This window comes from Moorena producens 3L (assembly GCF_000211815.1).
Lineage (GTDB): Bacteria > Cyanobacteriota > Cyanobacteriia > Cyanobacteriales > Coleofasciculaceae > Moorena > Moorena producens.
On sequence record NZ_GL890840.1, the window covers coordinates 357,738 to 376,648 of the forward strand.

General features: G+C 43.0%; 10 protein-coding genes and 2 pseudogenes. 5 read left to right on the forward strand and 7 right to left on the reverse strand.

The window, feature by feature from the left end:
* The first annotated feature begins 490 nt into the window (after positions 1-490).
* The 4 genes from LYNGBM3L_RS07980 (at position 491) to LYNGBM3L_RS07995 (ending at position 7,495) form a co-directional block, all read left to right on the forward strand.
* Positions 491-2,992: a bifunctional serine/threonine-protein kinase/ABC transporter substrate-binding protein gene (locus LYNGBM3L_RS07980; protein ID WP_008181186.1), complete on the forward strand. Its 2,502-nt coding sequence runs from the start codon at positions 491-493 to the stop codon at positions 2,990-2,992.
* 289 nt (positions 2,993-3,281) lie between these two features.
* Complete coding sequence (locus tag LYNGBM3L_RS07985; protein ID WP_008181188.1) at positions 3,282-5,246, forward strand: ATP-binding cassette domain-containing protein; 1,965 nt, start codon at positions 3,282-3,284, stop codon at positions 5,244-5,246.
* Between the two features lie 4 nt (positions 5,247-5,250).
* Positions 5,251-6,342 (forward strand): ABC transporter permease, encoded by a 1,092-nt coding sequence (locus LYNGBM3L_RS07990; RefSeq protein WP_008181191.1) that lies wholly within the window; start codon positions 5,251-5,253, stop codon positions 6,340-6,342.
* Between the two features lie 16 nt (positions 6,343-6,358).
* Entirely contained in the window at positions 6,359-7,495 is a 1,137-nt protein-coding gene (locus tag LYNGBM3L_RS07995; RefSeq protein WP_008181194.1) for an ABC transporter permease, read from the forward strand.
* Positions 7,496-7,536: 41 nt separating this feature from the next.
* Here the strand turns inward: LYNGBM3L_RS07995 and LYNGBM3L_RS08000 are convergent, their stop codons facing one another.
* From LYNGBM3L_RS08000 to LYNGBM3L_RS46395, 6 genes and pseudogenes are all read right to left on the reverse strand, one after another.
* Positions 7,537-8,871, reverse strand: a complete 1,335-nt coding sequence (locus tag LYNGBM3L_RS08000) for an FAD-dependent oxidoreductase (protein ID WP_044492414.1) — start codon at positions 8,869-8,871, stop codon at positions 7,537-7,539.
* 198 nt (positions 8,872-9,069) lie between these two features.
* Positions 9,070-10,191: pseudogene (locus LYNGBM3L_RS08005) on the reverse strand (geranylgeranyl reductase family protein).
* Between the two features lie 118 nt (positions 10,192-10,309).
* Positions 10,310-11,572, reverse strand: coding sequence for an HlyD family secretion protein (locus LYNGBM3L_RS08010; protein ID WP_008181202.1), 1,263 nt, complete (start codon positions 11,570-11,572; stop codon positions 10,310-10,312).
* A 988-nt stretch (positions 11,573-12,560) separates the two neighbouring features.
* Complete coding sequence (locus LYNGBM3L_RS08015) at positions 12,561-13,544, reverse strand: hypothetical protein (RefSeq protein WP_052308415.1); 984 nt, start codon at positions 13,542-13,544, stop codon at positions 12,561-12,563.
* Positions 13,545-13,571: 27 nt separating this feature from the next.
* The gene (locus tag LYNGBM3L_RS08020; RefSeq protein WP_008181204.1) at positions 13,572-14,783 is read right to left on the reverse strand and encodes an RNA-guided endonuclease InsQ/TnpB family protein; all 1,212 of its coding nucleotides are present in this window, start codon (positions 14,781-14,783) and stop codon (positions 13,572-13,574) included.
* 139 nt (positions 14,784-14,922) lie between these two features.
* Positions 14,923-15,879 (reverse strand): annotated as a pseudogene (locus LYNGBM3L_RS46395) (hypothetical protein); the annotation flags it as partial.
* A 280-nt stretch (positions 15,880-16,159) separates the two neighbouring features.
* Between LYNGBM3L_RS46395 and LYNGBM3L_RS08030 the strand changes: the two are divergent.
* On the forward strand, positions 16,160-16,339 hold the full coding sequence (locus tag LYNGBM3L_RS08030; protein ID WP_008181206.1) for a hypothetical protein: 180 nt from the start codon (positions 16,160-16,162) through the stop codon (positions 16,337-16,339).
* 1,269 nt (positions 16,340-17,608) lie between these two features.
* Here the strand turns inward: LYNGBM3L_RS08030 and LYNGBM3L_RS08035 are convergent.
* Positions 17,609-18,622, reverse strand: coding sequence for a tetratricopeptide repeat protein (locus LYNGBM3L_RS08035; protein WP_008181208.1), 1,014 nt, complete (start codon positions 18,620-18,622; stop codon positions 17,609-17,611).
* Between the last annotated feature and the right edge of the window lie 289 nt (positions 18,623-18,911).

Here is an 18,911-nt window from a genome sequence, read left to right on the forward strand (position 1 = left end):
TAGGTAATTAATTGAAATCTCCTGCCTTCTGGTGGGGGATTTTTTATTATTTCCTCAGTTTTAGATCTACTGAATAGAATTGCATGGCTTGGCAGCATCAAAAATATAGCGCTATATAAAAAATGATGATCAGCGAAAATAATTTTGACAAAAACTATAAAATGTGGTAAAGAAAAGACAACTAGTGAATCATTTAAATGAACAACTATATCGCTCTGTTACTGATTGCCCCACAATCAGGTAACTCTGCTCTACTTCAATCCTGCCATGCAATCTCGACAGTAGTACTAAGTACTGAGGGGGTCAGGTCGTCAGGGGATCGCTGCTACTGTTTATAAATCACAAAGGTGCGCTTGACCTTGGCGAATTAAATTCGCCACGGGTCGCACCTAAAGAATTCGCAGATATATAAATAAGTACAGGACTTATCCATCCAGAAGTGTAAAACGTCCGTAATTCTGTGATCCGTAGTTCCGAGATCCGAACTTTTATGACAGACCTCAAGCCAAATGATTTACTTGATCGGCGTTATCGAGTAATTGATACCCTAGCCCAGGGTGGATTTGGAAAAACTTACATTGCCGAAGATACTCGCCGACCCACTAATCCCCAGTGCGTTATCAAACAACTGAAGCCACCTAGCAACCATCCCAAATCCTTGGAAAATGCCAGACGTTTGTTCCGAACTGAAGCCGAAACTCTAGAGAGACTGGGGAAGCATGACCAAATTCCAATGCTTTTAGCTTACTTCGAGGAAGATGAAGAGTTTTACCTGGTTCAAGAGTTTATTGAAGGAAACACCCTCAGCAGTGAAATCAAACCTGGTCAAAGCTGGTCTGAAAGCCAAGTTCGTCAAATGCTTCAGGAAGTCTTGAGAGCTCTCAGCTTTATCCACCAAAATCGAGTTATCCATCGTGATATCAAGCCCGATAATATTATCCGACGACATCAGGACAATAAGCTGGTTTTAGTTGACTTCGGCACAGTCAAGCAAATTCGCGGACCGAACAATCAGGTCAGTGGCACAATTGCCGTTGGAACCCCTGGTTATATGTCCACAGAACAAGGCAGAGGTAATCCTCGTGCCAACAGTGATATTTATGGTCTTGGCATGATTGCTATCCAGGCAGTAACTGGCTTAACGATTAATCAAATTCAAGAAGACCCTAATACTGGAGAAGTGATTTGGGAACCTTGGGCAAAGATCAGCGATGACTTAAAGAGGATTCTATCTAAGATGGTGCGCTACCATTTTAGGGAACGTTACCAGTCTGCCACAGAGGTTATACAGGCTCTGGAGTCATACCCACAAGTCTCAGTACCACAACACAAATCAGTACAACAGCCGACAATAATACAATCGACACAAATTCCGCAACAGAACTCTCCAATCCCCTCAACAGGGATTCCATCGATACCACAGTCTGGGCAACCTCAACCCACAGAGATTTCATTACCACCATCTCAACTTTCCCCAGCACCAGCCTCATCGCCGCAACCGTTTGGTGGGTCTCAGTCTTCCGGAGTTGGCTCTCAAAACCCTCGTCGGTTATTGCTTCCCATCGGTGTCGCCACTACTGTTATTGGCATCCTTATCTATTTAATCTGCTTATTTTTATTTAATAACACTCCCAAGACTACGGAGTCACCCAACCCATCACCTCTTGCTACGAATGCTCAAATTACTCCAACTTCAACACCTGATCAGAGTAATATTCAAGCTCGAATTAGCCTTGGGGAAAAGTCCCTAGTTAAAACAGAAGAGGTAGGCACTCCAAATCTGCAATTCCAAGCTGCAAAACAAAAGGGTATGGCAGCCATGGCTGCTGGGGATTATGACAAAGCCGTGAGTGACTTTGAAGCAGCAATTCGGAAATACCCCAACGCTCCTGAAACTCTAATTTATCTAAATAATGCTCGCATTGGTAATCAGAAATCCTATACTATTGCTGTAGCTGGACCGATTGCTACTGACCCCGATGGCACATTAGCAATTTTGCGTGGCGTTGCTCAAGCTCAAGATGAAATCAATAAAACTGGGGGAATTAATGGCGTACCCCTCAAAGTAGTCATTACGAGTGATGATCAAAATCCCGATACTGCTAAAAAAATTGCGTCAGCATTGGTCAACAATCCGGAAATATTAGCTGTAATTGGTCATTCCGCTAGTAGTGTAACCTTAGCTGCAGGAGAAGTATATAATTCCGGGAAACTAGCAGCTATCTCTCCCGTTAGTACTTCAGTAAAGTTGTCAAACTTTAGCCCTTATGTGTTTCGCTCAGTGCCAAATGATGCTTTTTCAGCCAGAGCCTTAGCTAACTACATGAACACCCAGTTGAAAAAGCAGAATGCAGCAGTTTTCTATAATTATAAGAGTGACTACAGCAAGTCTATCAAAACTGAATTTGTCACAGCCGTTTCCCTAGGAGGAGGACAAGTTGTTGATGAGGTTGACATCTCCAATCCAGATTTTAATCCTGCTATACCTGTAGAACAAGCGATTCAGCGGGGAGCACAGGTGCTATTTTTAGCTCCTAACTCAGCAGTTCTAGATCAAGCTTTGGAGGTTGTTAAGGTCAATGGTAAACGTCTAATTCTGTTGGGAGGAGATGTAATGTATTCTCCCAAGACCTTAGAGAAAGGTGCAGAAAATGCTGTTGAAATGGTGGTAGCTGTTTTTTGGGATATTGATAGCAACCCTCAGTCAGACTTTGTCCGTAAATCCAAAGCCCTTTGGAATGCCGAGGTTAACTGGCGCACAGCCATGGCTTACGATGGAACCCAAGCTTTGATAGAAGCCCTCAAACGTAATCCCACTCGTGCTGGTGTTCAAGAAGCCCTCTCATCCTCAGACTTTTTAGCCCCTGGAGTATCTGGTTCAATTCGGTTTTTGCGTTCAGGCGATCGCAATGGCTCAGTCCAACTGGTAAAAATTCTCCCGAATCAGAACACTTCCAGCGGTTACGATTTTCTTCCCATACCCTCTAATTAGTTTTAGGAGTTTTAGTTAGCTAATAGCTTACTATAATTGTGTAATAATTAACTAATAATTATCTAAATTTACCCTCAAGGTTCACGGGGGGTTAGGGGTTATCTATGTAGATAATTACAAAGGTGACATGCTCCCGATGCCGCCTTATTGCCACATAACCAGTCAATTGCTGTTGCTTGATAGAATCTGTTGACGTCTACAATCATTTTCTTCAACAGTTAAAACATCAATGCCTCCCCTAGGCAAGCCAGTGGTAATAGCACAGGATTCAATAAAATAAAAAGCCGGAATGAAACAAAATCAAGCCATTATTCAAGTAAAAGGATTACGACAGTATTACGATAAATTTGCTGCTGTCAATGGCATTGACTTTGAGGTGTATCCTGGGGAGATTTTTGGATTGATAGGCACCAACGGTGCTGGTAAAACATCCACAATAAAAGCGTTAGCTGGGGTACAAAAAGTAACGTCGGGAATGATTCGGGTCATGGGACAACCACCAGCAATGGTAAGGTCATCCCTAGGATACTTAACACAACAGTTTTCACTGTATTCCGATTTGAGTGTGGAGGAAAACCTCCGTTACTACGCTAAAATGCGTCGTCTACCCGAGCAAATCTTTCAATCTCGCCGAAAGCAGTATCTCCAATGGTTAGCCCTTAAGCCTTTTGCTGATAGATTAGCAGGACATTTATCAGGGGGAATGAAGCAAAAGCTGGCTCTATGCTGTGCATTGATTACCCAGCCCCAAATTCTACTGTTAGATGAGGTCTCTACTGGTATTGATGCTGTCTTCCGCCGTGAGATTTGGAGCTTTTTAGCAAAAATTGCTCAGCAGGGAACTACTATTGTGGTGGCAACCCATTATCTAGATGAGGCAGAACGGTGCGATCGCGTTGCCTTAATCCACAACGGCACCATTCAACAAATTGGACCTCCAGAAGATTTGCGTGCCAGTATGGAATTATCTTGTTTTGAGGTGGTGCCTGAGGATCCAATGTTGGCATCGGGGCCAATTTTTGCCGCAACTGAACAGGCTTTGCAAAATGCGATCGCTAGTAACTATACTCCAGTTGTAGATCTCAAACCCCTAGGGGATCGCATGATAGTTTTTGTCAGCAAACAGGCTATCTCTGCAGAGGAGGCCATACAACAAATATTACATCTTCACCAACTGCCCTCAGCTCGGATACAGGCTGCCAATCCTACCCTGGAGCATGTCATGGCCAATCATTTGCAGCGATCCTCAGGGGTAAAGGCAAGTCTTCCAGGGTTGTTCTCTACAGTGTCCCAGAGATCTTCACCACCCTATAACTCAGCTTCTAATGTTAATTGGATAGTGAAGGTTGATCAGGTCAGCAAGGTTTATGGTACTTTCCAGGCGGTGCGATCGCTAAGCTTTACTATTAGTCGAGGTGAAATTTTGGGACTGCTCGGGGCCAATGGTGCTGGCAAAACGACACTCATGAAGCTCCTATGTGGTCTACTGCGCCCCAGTAGCGGAAAAATTTGCTACACATCTGAACATTTGTTACCCCATTCACCCTCAGTAAAGCAAAGAATTGGCTACATGAGTCAGAAATTGACGTTGTATCCAGACTTAACCATCCTAGAAAATTTGTCTTTTTTTGGTCGAGCTTATGGAGTTCCTCGTCAGCAACGTAATGCTCGCATCGATTGGATACTTCAGACTTTTGACTTAACCCAGTCAGCTAATCAACGACTTAGAAATCTATCTGGGGGGAATAAACAGCGAGTGGCTTTCGGAGCTGCTATTCTACACGAGCCAGATATCCTGTTTCTAGATGAACCTACCAGTGGCATGGATATTCTGGTGCGACGGCAGTTCTGGCAAATTCTTCAGGGGTTTGCCCGCCAAGGTACAGCGATGGTTGTCACTACCCACTCTATGGAAGAGGCGGAATACTGCACTAATCTGCTGTTTATGCGGTTGGGAGAGCTAATTCTGCAAGGGTCTCCAGCGGCTATCAAAGCTCAGCAAACCGGTACCCTAGTAGAAATTTTGTCTGCCTCTCCCAAAAATACCCTGTATAGCTTAGAACAAAAGTTTGAGCCTTGGCGCATGGTATTTATGGGCGATCGCATCCAGATGATTCTGGATCAGCCGTCACATATGTCCCAGCTACGGAATTATCTAGGTTCGGTAGAAGTCCAACCTCACCAAATCACTCCCATCCCCTTCTCCTTAGAAGCAGCGTTTCTCAACATTGCACAACATCCTAAGAAAAGGTAGCGCGATGGACAGGATTTTGGCTCAGTGCATCAAAGAACTGGCGCAATTTCGTCGCGATCGCCTAGGGGCAGCATTGGTCTTCTTGTTGCCTTTAATGACCATGCTGATTTTTGGCTTTGCCATTCGCCTTGAAATTAAGGATGTACCATTAGCCGTCAGAGATTTTGACAATAGCCCCCTCAGTCGAGCCTATATTGAGCAGGTTTTTGCCACTAATCAGTTTAAGCCTGTAGCAGCTACCACAACCGATGGTATAGATTTGCTTGATCGGGGCATCGCTCAAGCAATAGTGGTTATTCCTCCCGACTTTTCACGGCAATTGAAAAAGGGAAAAACCAATGCCATGCAGGTTTTAATCGATGGCACAGATGTTAACAATGCTCGAGTCATCCAGAACAGCCTTCGTGCTACCACTCAATTTTTCTTGGAAAAGCAGGGTTTCCAGAATCAGCGTCCTGACGTGGTGGCTCATATCCGTATCTGGTTTAATCCGGGGCGACGAGAATCCCTTTATATTGTACCTGGGGTGTACGCTATTGTTTTGTTTACCTATCCCGCTTTAGTGGCAGCGATAGCTGTGGTACGGGAGAAAGAACAAGGGACCTTGGTTCAGGTCAAAGCATCAGGGATTAGTGCTTGGGAGTTTCTGATCGGGAAGGCTTTGGCCTATGTACTGATTTCCATCGGCGAAGCGGTACTGTTGATGGGGTTGGGGGGGTTGCTGTTTGACCTTTGGCCAGTAGCAAATCCTTGGCCGCTGCTAGTGGGCACTGGGCTGTTTTTGATGGTCAGTGTGGTTTATGGACTGCTAGTTGGCGTTTATTCCAAACAAGCTTTGGTTGCTGTGCAGAGTGTTATGAATACGGGACTCTTAGCGGCTGTCTGGCTGTCAGGTTTTCTATATCCAGTCAAGAATATTCCTTGGCCACTGTCACTGGTTGCTAACATCGTGGCAGCTCGTTACTATATTGAACTCACCCGAGACGCATTTCTAGTAGGTGCGGGCTGGCTTCGTATTGGGCACGTTATTCCTATTCTATTCCTGCTGACAATTGGAATGTTCATGTTATCGTGGTGGCGAATTCGGCAGAGATAGGAAACCGTAATCCACCATGGGGAAGAGGAAGCTGGGATTTTTCTCAGGTATAGGTGTTTGGGCAGTTGTTATCAAGGACATTACCAATATCTTCCGAGATCGCCAGCTTCTTATCACAATTGTCTTGGCACCGCTATTCTACATGACAGTTTACGGCTTTGCCCTTAATCCTAGTGTTGAACAGGTTAGCTTAGGGGTAGTGGACTATGCCCAATCCTCAGCCAGTCGAGAGTTTGTGGCTACTCTAACTGCTAGTGATGTGGTTGTCCCCACTGTACAAACTTTACAAGAAAAGAATTTAGAGCGATCGCTACTGGCAGGAGAAGTCAAGGTTGCTCTTGTAATTCCCCCAGATTTTGATCGGCAACTCTCTCAAGGTAACTTAGCTGAGGTGCAACTCCTGATTGACGGTGTTGATGCTAATCGAGTCGGTATTCTTCAGGGTTATTTGAGCCAAATCATCCGTCAGTATCGCTATCGTAATGACAATTCCCCTGACTCTTCTCTGATTAATCTACAGACAACCATTTTATATAACCCCGGACTGGTGAGCAGTTGGTATTTTGTGCCAGGGGTATTGGGGGTAATTTTGACAGCAATTAGCACTTTTGCTGCTGCCTCCACCATGACAGCAGAAAAAGACTATGGCACTTTTGAACAACTCTTACTTACTCCCCTACTTCCTTGGGAAGTGCTTCTAGGCAAACTGCTTCCCCTTTTGGCTATCACCCTAGTCATGGTGGTGATTGCAACCGGCTTTAGCCAAGTTGTCTTTGACCTACCATTTCGTGGTAGTTGGCCAATGTTTATGACTAGCACAATTGTTTATATTGTGCTGACATCTGAACTAGGACTGATTTTAGGTCTGCTAAACCAGAATATGCTACAAGCATTCCTGACTACGCTTTTTATTAATTTGCCTCTAGTGCAGTTATCTGGAGCTTACACCCCCATTGAAGCCATGCCTCCTTTGTTTCAAGGATTGACCCTTCTAGATCCACTGCGCTATTACATCTTTATCCTGCGTAGTGTTCTACTAAAAGGAATTGGGTTTGATATGTTGTGGCAACCCTTACTTTTACTGGTGATAGTAGCCGTAGGATTGTTTATCCTATGCTTGTATCTTTTGAAGTGGCAAAAGTATCATAATTAACCTGAATTCGGGATAACTTAACCTGTGATTAACAGTAGAAGTTAGGCACTTTCTCGCATAGATTTGGGCTTGAATAAACGTTTACCTCTCCGCAGAATTAGCTGATTTAAGGCATTGATCGTCTTAAACCAACGGGAATGGCTGTGCAAAATATGACGGTAGGGGATAGTGGTTTCTGCTATCATATCCACTGAAGAGGAAGTCCAAAACTTGGGAAACCAGCGATGGAGTGTGCGATCAAAAACGTGCTTCAGCAACATTAGATATCCTAAATAAATATTTAAAGGAAACAGGCTATCGCTCATTTGGTCTAGGGCGATCATATCGGGGCGACGGCGTTGGGTATATTTAGGGACAGCTTGGGTTAAGTCATCATCATATTTATCTAGCAGTTGGTTAAACACTAGACCATCTTCGAGAGCCGCACTGCATCCCTGGGCTATCATGGGTGAAACGGCGTGAATGGCATCTCCCACTAGCAAAATACTATTGCCAAAGTGGTAGCGACTACACCTCACCGTTGTGGTTTGGAAGAAAGGCTTCTGGGCAAAAGCATCGGCTTCTTCAGGTGAAATCAACTGGCTGAAATCCCCCATATACTTTCTGAAGAAGGTTAAAACGTCTGAACCCGATGAGATATTGGCTAAACTATTATAACCCCGAGTAAAAGAAACTAAAGCATTGTAAGTCCGATCCGATTTGGATATACACAGAAGAGTTCCAGACGATCCCAAAGAATACAAATGAACACTATCCCTATTTAATTTCAACTCAGGGTGATTTTCAGGACAGCGCAGCGTTAAAACTTTAATATCAACTGGACTTTTGCGCAGCTTGACCTCAAGACCGGTTTTATGCTGTAGTATATTTCTCACTGTAGACCGTACTCCATCAGCCCCAATCAACAAATCATAGGCTTGGCATGGTTGATAGCCTGAAGCTGACTGAAAAACAGCCGATTTTGCTTCTAGATCGACAGCTATACATTCGTGTTTGAAGTGTATCTTTAGGCAACTAGCATCATAGCGTTTGGTCAAGGTTTCTAAAAAAAGATTGGTGAGGACATTGCGCTCGATCAGGAGTCGAGGTTGTTTGCGCAAAATAGATTGAACCACTCCACGGGAGTTACGGATTTCTTGTCCCAAAGCAATTGTTCCCCGTTCTATTGCCAAGGACTCTAAACCAAGTTCACGAAGGGCGGCTCGTCCTCGAAACCCAAGCGAAATAACATAGGAGCGAGCAGTTGACACAGCATTAAGTCTTGGATCAGAGCGTTTTTCATATAGCTCGACACAATATTTACTGTCACGTCGCAACAAATAGTGAGCCATTAATAGTCCGCAGGGTCCAGCACCAACAATGATTACAGTTTTCATAAAGTCCATTTTATAAAATTGTTTTATTACTATTCCTCCATCATGATAGTTACTTAAATTTTCAGGTTATACATTGATCTTCGTCACACAAAACTATTTATTTTTATGCTATACTGGGCTTTTACTGATAAGTAAAAATTATGTAATGTGGAAGCTGTTTTTAAACAAGGGCTTCCACATGAGCTTAACGAGGGAGTCTCAAAAAGTTAGGGAGCTTTCTAAGAGACTAATAGCGCGGTTTACTAGATCAGAATACTGTAACTCTCCAGAGAAAAGTCGGGTCATGGTAGCAATAGCGGAAGGTCGTTGCAATACTACTTGATAACCTAGTTTCGGGAAACGCCAAAATACTTGGGCTAATCTTTGAGCTGAGCTCATCTCCTTGCCCCATTCTTGACTTATAGTTTCGCTATATTGTTCTAAAGCATCTATCTGATTGGCTAGTGCCTTATGGATAGCTTCTGCAGCTTTCATCCCACTAAAAATCGAAGGACGGATGCCTTCAGCGGAGAAAGGATCTACCACACAAGCTGCTTCTCCAGCTAAGACTGCATTTTGGGTGTGTAGCTTCTGATCACCATTCCACAGGAATATAGGATGACCAGATTCAGTAGCAGTAGCTAAATCTAGCTTAAACATCGTCCCATAATCTCGAATGATATTTTTAAAATTTTGTGCTTTACGTTTTTTTCCAAATGCCCCTGCCCCCAAAGAAAAACCATCTGCCTTGGGAAAATTCCAGACATAGCCATTTTGAGCCAAACCCAACTCAAAATAAATATTAATATCTGTTTGATTTTCTACTGGTATTTCTAGTTCTAATGCCCCTGCTACTAATTTTTTTTGTCGCTGAAAACCTAACCATTTGCTCATTTTACCTTTGGAGCCATCAGCAGCAATTAAGTAATGTCCTATAAACGATTCTTGATTGGTATTAATTAACCAGCGATCGCTTTTAAATTCAATGCCGGTAACTTCCGTATCATCTTGAACTTTTGCACCATTTTTTTGTGATTGTTGCACTAAAAAATGATCAAATATATCTCTTCTGACCATCCAAATAGGATAACTTTTGATATCAACTTGAATCGCATTTTATTTATTATAAGTAAAATAAGCGGCATTTGTTTTCAGAGATATAGCAGGACTAAAATCAAAATCAAACCATTCTTGAATTACCGAAGATACACCACCACCGCAAGGTTTGTAACGAGGTAAAGATGCTTTTTCTAAAACTAAAACAGAATGTCCCTTTTTTGATAAATGATAAGCAGCCGTTCCCCCAGCAGGCCCTGCACCAACAATAATACAATCAAATATCTTTGTCATGCCCCCAAATCTCCTATTTTTAAACAATGCCGGACTCTGGGCTCCTGAAGCAACAGAATCAAAATTACTTTAATGCTATGATAATCTTAAGTCATCCATAAATAGGAATTTAATTTACATTCAATTCAGTAATAATTTCCGCATCTGCTGGCATTCCTGGTTTAGCAAACCCCCCAGGATTATCAATAGTTAGTTTAATGCCAAAGACTTGTCTGATCCGGTCTTCTCGAAAATAGATATTCTCCGGAGTAAAGGATGCTTGACTATCAATAGTAGTCACTGTAGCACTTAAAGGTTTATCTGGGTCTGAATCAAGAAATACCTTGGCTTTCTGTCCTACTCGAATTTTGCCAATATCTCCTTGAGGAACGTATCCTCGTAGATAAACATTGTTGGGATCGATCACCGTTAAGAGTGTTTGACCAGCACTAACTATTTCTCCCGGTTCAACCAGACGAGTAATAACCACACCATCAATGGGACTGGCAATTTCTAGATCACTTATTTTGCTTTTAATTTCTTGTTGGAAAGCTTTGGCAATCTCAACTTCAGCTTGAACCATAGCCAGTTGTAAACGAGCCTGGGCTAACTGAGTTTGTAATCTGCTCAGTTGTGCGTTGATCATGTCTGGGTTGAGAGTAGAGGTTTGGGCTTGTACTAACTGACCCTCTGCTACATTTACTAATTTGCCGATAGCATTAACTGATGCTTGAGTTGCTTTAACAGTTGCTTGGGCTTTTTCAAACGTTGTCTGAGCTTGGTCAAATTGTTGTTTGCTTACGGCTCCCTGCTCCACCAATTGAGCAAAGCGATCGCGATTAGCTTTCGCTAAGTTTAACTCAGATTGAGCTTCTTCTAACTTAGCAAAAGCTTCATTAAGTTGAGCAACATTAGCTGCAACTGATGCCTCAGCTTGTAAGACTTGACCTCTGGTATCTTCTTGTGATTTTTTGAGATTTAGCTCAACCTCCAGAATCTGACTTTCGACTAAATTGATTTGCAGACGGGCTTGAAGTTCTTGTTGCTGAGCAGAAACTAAACGAGCAGTAGCACCTTTTAACTGAGCTTGAATTTCTTGATCGTCAAGCCGCACAATGTTCTGATCTTTGTTTACTTCTTTCCCTTCCTGCACAGCGACAAAATTAACTCTACCTCCAACTTTCGTCCCAATATCAGTTTCGTCCCCCTCAATCCGACCACTTAGTAGGATTGTTCTATCTTGGGATGTTGATACAAAATACTTGCTTGATACAGGTATTCCAGCTAAAATTAAACCCGATAGAAGCAGTAGTAAAGGATAAATTTGCTGCTTCGGCTTGATAGTTTCCTGATTTTTGGCATTTTCTTGATATAAAAATATAGATTTATCCATAAAGACTTCTTTTTTTGGTTTCTCATAAATACATCGGGGCTAAAATCCTAACTTATTGACCAAATTGCCACGCAAGTTACTCCTCCATGGGAGAAGGAACACCTTTAGCATTTAACCTTAACATGTCTGACAAGTTTCGTATCAGTCACCCTAGTAGGGGGCTAATGGTGCTTGTTTAACCGATCCTATTGAAAATTTTAACCTTCTGCTTCCTAGGGCACCAGACCTAAGCAACGAGGGTGCGCTGAAGGGATTACAACTCCTTCAACACCAGTTAGTCTAAACTCCATAATCATGAATTATATAATCAACTTTATTCCTTAACTGGAGTTTAGACTAATTCTCGTTCACCGGAAACTTGCCTTCCGAGAGTAGTCACATTGACTTACTCAACTCAAACCCTTGATAAATAGTCATTACAGCAAATTTTAAGGCACTTGTCCTCAGCCAGTGCTATGAGTCAATTGTGCGATGTTCCGTTCGCGCATCGTCTGGCACTGCCAGTAAGGAACCGCTAAAAGCGATTGGCCTACGGCCACGCTAAGCGAACGCAAGACGAGTTGAAGAGTTTGGAAAATGCAGCCCTAATCCCAACTCGGCAAAAAAGACAAATAATCAAATCGCCCAGGACTATCTCAAACGCTCTAAGGTTCTTGAGGCATGGGTTTCAATTCCTAATTGCTTTTTATGAAGTTTCTTTAAACCCCAAAATTTAGTCTAAAGTCCAGTCCTTAAAAAATGACTTGTATTACGATTGAAGTGCTGACTATTGGTTTCAGATATCCTCTTAGAGGTTGTCTGAGAAGTTTCATTTGTTACATCCAAGCCCCCTAAATCCCCCAATTTTGGGGGACTTTTAGAAGCAAATTGACTCTTGTTCCCCCCAAAGTTGGGGGGCTAGGGGGGCAAAATTCAGTATAAAAAAACTTTTCAGATATCCTCTTAGGGGATATTTAGCGATAAACACTCAAAACTTAACACTTAACACTCAATGTTGAAACACCGAATCCCCTGCTTCAACCCGGAGATTACCTATTTTCCAACCTAGATAAATTGGTCCATTCCCATTAATTGGTTTGTATAGGTCAACGTGTTTTGACCAGTCATGTTTATTACCATTTCGGATCAGACTTGGCAAGTCATTTTTAGGATTGTGGGTCAGTTGAAGACTCTCACCAGTGCTACCAATCCACTGCACTTTACCTAGGTCAATTTCACGTAAATCTAACTGACTTTTTTCCTTAACTGCCTGTTTAAAATCCTCATAGTTACCATGAGATTCTTCTTCTCCCACTTCTAGAGCAAAGCCAGCATAGCTATTGCCTAGGGTTGTTGCCTTAAGAGTTTTTTCCTGACTATAGAGCTGGGCAAATTTCTGGTTCGGTATAGCCACCTCAGTATAGGTATCCAAATTAATCGAGCGAATCGCTAACCAGGTTTTCTCCAGTTTAAAGAACCAAATCCCGTCTTCTATTTCTGCTTGAGCCGTCTTAGGTAATTGGAAAAAGAATGGTCTATCCTTAGCTGGTCTTAACCAAAGAACTAGGTTACGGTATTGCCCAACTTGGTCTCCCTGATTTTTTCCTGGCTTCACCCAAGCGCCACCAGTATTAGCAACAAAAAAATCCACACCCCGCTCTTGATTGTATGCCATTAGCTTGAATGGCCCGACATCACCAGCGGGGAACTCACCAGCCAAACTCCCCAACTGATAGGTATGACCAAAAAAGGTCGTTTCCCAATATCCTGGTTTATCCTCACCTCCAGGTTTCCAATTTTCGTAGACTGGTTTACTCGCCAGAATTTCCACAGGCTTCTGAAACTGCTTACGAGCTAACTTTACCACCGCCTGGGGAGGTCGATAGGCGCTAGTAATTACGTGAATCACATCCCGTTCTGGCTTAGGATTGACTAAGGTAACATCGCCAAAATAAAGCCAGAACAGACGGGCAGCACTGGCTCCGTACACCACATTACTTTTGCCTTGACACTCCCCGGTCTAAAGACGCGGGGATTCTTTGTTCGCAGACTCGACTTGCTTAACCAGGTCGGAACCAGGAAAAGTAGAGGCCAAATCTCCCAAAACGTTCGGATCTAGGATCCAGGTTCCGGTGTGCCCCACCGTACCCAAGGCTCTCTTGAGGATATTGATGGCAGCGTTGTGGTCGCGGTCTAATTGACAACCGCATTTGCAGGTGTGAGTCCTAGTTGATAGAGACTTTTTTACGACCTCACCACACTCAGAGCAGTTCTGGCTAGTGTAGGCGGGGTTGACTGCAACAGTGACCCTGCCAAACTTAGTTCCAAAATGCTCCAACCATTTCCTAAACTGATACCAACCCGCATCATTAATAGACTTGGCCAGACAATGATTTTTAACCAAATTCCTAACCCTTAGATCTTCGTAGGCAACCAAATCGTTAGATTGGATTACGCAACGTGCCAGTCTCTTGGCGTGTTCTTCACGTTGCCGACTTATTCTAAGGTGTGTCCTACCTAGTTTATTAACAGCTTTCTTGCGGTTGGATGAGCCTTTATTTTTTCGAGATACCCGACGCTGATAAAACTTTAAGCGCTTTTCACCAATCCGATAAAACCGGGGGTTAGGTTCAGTTTTTCCAACGGAATCCGTGTAGAAATCCTTCAGCCCGACATCTAACCCGATGGCTGTTCCAGTTGGCTCCAGTTCTTCCGTTATGTCAACTGAAACACAGAACTGGACATAGTAGCCATCAGCTCGTCGAACTATCCGAACCCGCTTAATTTGCTTCTTATCAAAGCGCCACAAGTCCCAATTACCCTTGAGTTTGAGCTTCCCAATTCCCTTCTTGTCCCTGAACACGATCGACTTTTTATCTGGGGACAATTTCCAGCCAGACTGTTTGTATTCAACCGATCTGCCACGCTTTTGGAACTTTGGGAAACCTTTTTTTTCAGGTACCTTTTTTTTGCAATTGTCAAAGAACCGAGAAATTGATGACCATGCCCGTTCAGAACTGGCCTGACGAGCAGTAGAGTTCAATTCATTAGCAAACGGGAACTGATGGGCTAAAACTTTGCTGTATTTCGACAGATCGTATTTATTGACGCCCTTGTTGTCCATCCAATATCTGAGACAACTGTTTCGGATAAAACGGGCTGTCCTAATCGCCTCATCAATAGCCAAATATTGAGGTTTTTTGCCGTATGCCTTGAACTCCAGAATGATCATCAGTCTGGACCTTTAACTGCTTTATTTTATTCTACAAGATTCCGGAAAATCTCTGAATATTTTTCACGGCGGCTAAAGCCACCATCTCGCTTTCATCCCCAGTCTTTAGACACGGGGCTGAAAGCATCGTTGATTCTTTGTAATCCCGCTTAGTCGGTCCACCAAAACCACCTCGATAATATTTCACTGCTGCCGCCGCTGACATCCAATCTAGAGCCGCTTTGGCCAGTTGTTTCACCTCCGGCTCCTTCGCAAAGTCGTAGAGATTTAGGTAAGCCGCAAAGGTGTGACCATGGTAAGTCTCTGAGTCCCACTCTCCCATACCAATGTTGTATAGCGCCCAGACATAGCGCTGAATTTTCTTTTTATACAGACGCCTAGTCTCTTCATTTCCGGTTTCCTCCGCCATCAGATAAACGGAAATCTCTCGCATTGCCCGGAGATTGTCCGTGTTGCGTCCATCCACCCAACTTCCTCGCACATCCGGTCCCCAACCATCACCACCTTTTCCCTTTCCATAAATCGGGTGAGGACGCCCATTGGGGTCTGTTTCTGTCCAGGTTTTGGCACCGTCAAACATTCGCTGTTTGTAGGTCGGGTCGAGAAATTGCCCAAAGAAGAAGTATTTTCGGATTTGTCCTTTGAGAGTGAAAGCGTAATAGTAGTCAATACCCTCAGTATGTTGGTTATCTTGAGCTTGGGCATCTTCTGATTGCAGAAACTCTAGGGCTTTTTCCCGATTGCCAACAATAAAATCAAACATGGCATAGGGATAAGACCGCTTCTCATTTTCCCCGTAGTTGTTGCCATAACCTTTACCACCGTAGTACTGAATTGCCTGGTTGGCTCGCACCCAGAATTCTGACTCTAATTCAGGAGTCCACTGATTCCTATACTTGGTCGCAATCGGTAAGGGTTCAATCTGAATTAGATCAGTAACAGATCTGCTAATCACTGGTTTAGCCTCTGACGCTGGTGTGGTCGGTATAACTTGGTGGGTACAGCCCAAGACAGCGCCAGCAACAACGAAAGCATTGCTTAATAATGGAATGATTTTAAGAGTGAGGTGGAATGGGCATCTTGGTGGAACTGGCATCTTGCCAGTTTCAATATATTTTCGGGCGGGCAGGATGCCCACTCTACTCCTATTCATGGGAAGATTCAGCCACGGGACAAAGGAAGCTACTAGTAAGTGACGAGATTTCCGAGATTTCACCAGATTTCACCAATTGTAGCGATTGGCCTCAATTCTTACACAACAAGCAACACTGTACACCTGAGCGTCAACCCTAAATTAAACATCGGCACTTCACAATTTTTAATCATGGGCAATGGGGCTCAGAACGCCCAGGGATTGATAAATTCAGGATATAGTCATGTTTGATTTAGTATTTGCTCGCAATTTGGCCACTACATTAATCATACTCACTCTGTTCATTCTTAGCTTCGACAAGTTGTATCGCCAGGATCGAAACGCTGGAAAACCCCAAAGGGTAAAGCACATGCAACACGCCCTTCGAGTCGGATTTGCCCTCAAGGCAACTCAATTCCGTTGACCTTCCCTGAACTAGGTGTGGAATAGGAGCCAGTTCCCTAGTTCGACCCAAGTTACTGGTTTGTCAGATGGCTGTGAATATTAGTAGACAAGAACCCTATAGTAACCATGGATAAGGCAACTACGTAATTATTCGTAGGCCACTATTGCGAGTGGCTCAGAGATTTCCGAGATTTTGCGGATACGGTTTACTGTCATTTCCGATTACTGTTGTATATGGTAGTTTTAACCTTTTGCTGCATCCCCCTGGGGCACCCAACCGCCCATCAGGGGTTTTTTGTATTGAGTGTGGCTAAATTTTATCAGTTATAGTATGCTGTAGTCTTAACTGTAATTGCAGGAGAGTGCAGTGGGGAGTAGGAATCGGGTTTTGATAATGTCTCAATTAGGCTAACCGTCCCTACCCCGTCTTATCCACTAAACTCAAGGTCTCCCAAGGTTACTCCACTTTTAATAATCGGCTAAAAATTCAAGCTAGACTAGTATTAGCCGGTAAAATACCTAAAGTTTTCCATATAAAGGACAATCCATTTTAAGCTTTTTAATTTTTGTAGCCCTATAAGTTAAATTAAAATGTGATATGATAATTTTTTATTTGTTTTTAAAATATAAAAAATTATCTATGAAATTATTATAATAATCAGTAAAATACCACTACTAATAAATCCGTAAAAAATACTGACAATAGGGTTGCTTTTATTACTATAAATAAATAGTTAGTTTATTTATAGTAATAATTTTATTAATAATTAAAAATATTCGGTTAAGCCTGCCATCAAAAAAAGCAAAAAACAACTGATATAGAAATCCTAATAAAAACGTGATAAACATCAACAGGAGGATGGGTGGATTCTTCCCCATCTTCCCCATCTCGATCAATCATCCCCCTACAGATGCAACGCTCCCGATTTATCTGTGGGGAGTCGTCAAGTCGCTTGACCGTAGGTCACGCTGCGCGAACGCTCCAATTCAAAGTTCAAAATTATTAATTCAAAATGATTCGGACAATTCTAGATTTTTAATTTTTAATTTTTAATTTTTAATTCCCCGGGGGGCTTGTACCCGGAATTAATTAATTCAAAATTTGTTCAATGTCTTGATGCAATAGCGAGTGGGGGAAACCACGGCAATAGCGAGTGGGGGGAACCCCCAAGACCGCGCTGCCTCCCCAAGACCGCGCTGCATCGCTTCTAGATTTTTAATTTTTAATTTTTAATTTTTAATTCCCCAAAGGGGTCAAAGCTAACAAGTTCTGATGGTACAAACCCCACTAAAAACCAGAATTACGGGCTTGCTCCATCAACTGCTCAGCCCTACGTCCCCACTGGGGATTACCTTGGCTATTGTAAAGGTCTCTAGCATACTGCAAGACTTCCAGAGCATCACTAAATCGGTTTTGGCGCAGAAATACTACACCAGCACCATAATAGGCATTAGCGTAGTTCGAGTTAGCTACCGCTGCTTGCTGGAAAGCTGCCAGAGCACCATCCAAATCTCTCTGATTAAATAAAATTCCCCCGATATTGTAGTGGGCTTCGGGGTATTTGGGATTGATTTTGATCGCTTGCTCAAACGCCTTTTTTGCTTCCTCCAGCTTGCCCTGTTGCCTATAAATCAGTCCCAAATGATATGCCGGTTCGGGAGCATTACGGCTAAATTCCATTGCTTGTTTAAATGATGCGATCGCTTGTGCGGGTGTTCGCAACTGGGACATAACTAGACCCATGTTATAGTGAGCAACACCCAGTTTAGGGTCAAGTTCCAGAGCTCTTTCTAGATATTCCCGTGCCTGAGACAAATTCTTTCCTTCCAACAGAGCAGCCCCTAAATTAGCAAAGGCTAGAGCAAATTTGGGATCAGTCTGGGTCGCCCGATAAAAGGCATCGGCTGATGCCTGCAATTTTCCAACCTGCCGCAATGCTAAGCCCAAGTTGTAGTGTGCTGGTGCTAGCTTGGGATTCAGTTGGGCTGCCTTTTCAAACGCCACGATCGCTTCAAGTACCTTACTCTGTTGAATTAATGCCAGTCCTTGATTAAGTTGCTCAAGGGCTGCGGGTTGAGTTGGTTTAAGTGCTGGCAGATACTGAGACTGGGCGATTTGTCTACTACTGTAACCGTAAGGGCGAGTAAGGGGATGATGTCTACTCAGTCTCTCTGGTGAATCCTTCAGATGATCTGGGTTAACCCCTAGGGCATGGGAAACTAGTGGCTGTGTCAGCACCAACAGCCAACTGACTCCTAGGCAGAAATATCCTCTGGCAGTGACTTTTGTGTTAACAAACATTAAGTTGAGTGGGAACAAATTTTTCTTAAGATTTTTGAAACATTTTTTTTTATAGTTGTTACGTGTATTCATATTTTTTGAAAATTAGTGACCTAGAGTTATCTAACTTAACAGTTTTAGTAGTTTACATTACAAGACATTGCAAGTTCGATCTAGATCAAACCAAAATAAGTTAATCTCACAACCAGATAACGTTGATCCCATCTCAACAAAACTTCTGCATAAACCAGTAGTCAGGAGATAAGTAGGTAGAATGATTAGGTAAGAGAACCGTTGACATGGCACTTTT

What these genes read in the sequence shown, in the direction of transcription:
- LYNGBM3L_RS07980 (WP_008181186.1), top strand. Translation starts at nt 491, where the DNA reads ATGACAGACCTCAAGCCAAATGATTTACTTGATCGGCGTTATCGAGTA.
- LYNGBM3L_RS07985 (WP_008181188.1), top strand. Translation starts at nt 3,282, where the DNA reads ATGAAACAAAATCAAGCCATTATTCAAGTAAAAGGATTACGACAGTAT.
- LYNGBM3L_RS07990 (WP_008181191.1), top strand. Translation starts at nt 5,251, where the DNA reads ATGGACAGGATTTTGGCTCAGTGCATCAAAGAACTGGCGCAATTTCGT.
- LYNGBM3L_RS07995 (WP_008181194.1), top strand. Translation starts at nt 6,359, where the DNA reads ATGGGGAAGAGGAAGCTGGGATTTTTCTCAGGTATAGGTGTTTGGGCA.
- LYNGBM3L_RS08000 (WP_044492414.1), bottom strand. Translation starts at nt 8,871, where the DNA reads ATGAAAACTGTAATCATTGTTGGTGCTGGACCCTGCGGACTATTAATG.
- LYNGBM3L_RS08010 (WP_008181202.1), bottom strand. Translation starts at nt 11,572, where the DNA reads ATGGATAAATCTATATTTTTATATCAAGAAAATGCCAAAAATCAGGAA.
- LYNGBM3L_RS08020 (WP_008181204.1), bottom strand. Translation starts at nt 14,783, where the DNA reads ATGATCATTCTGGAGTTCAAGGCATACGGCAAAAAACCTCAATATTTG.
- LYNGBM3L_RS08030 (WP_008181206.1), top strand. Translation starts at nt 16,160, where the DNA reads ATGTTTGATTTAGTATTTGCTCGCAATTTGGCCACTACATTAATCATA.
- LYNGBM3L_RS08035 (WP_008181208.1), bottom strand. Translation starts at nt 18,622, where the DNA reads ATGTTTGTTAACACAAAAGTCACTGCCAGAGGATATTTCTGCCTAGGA.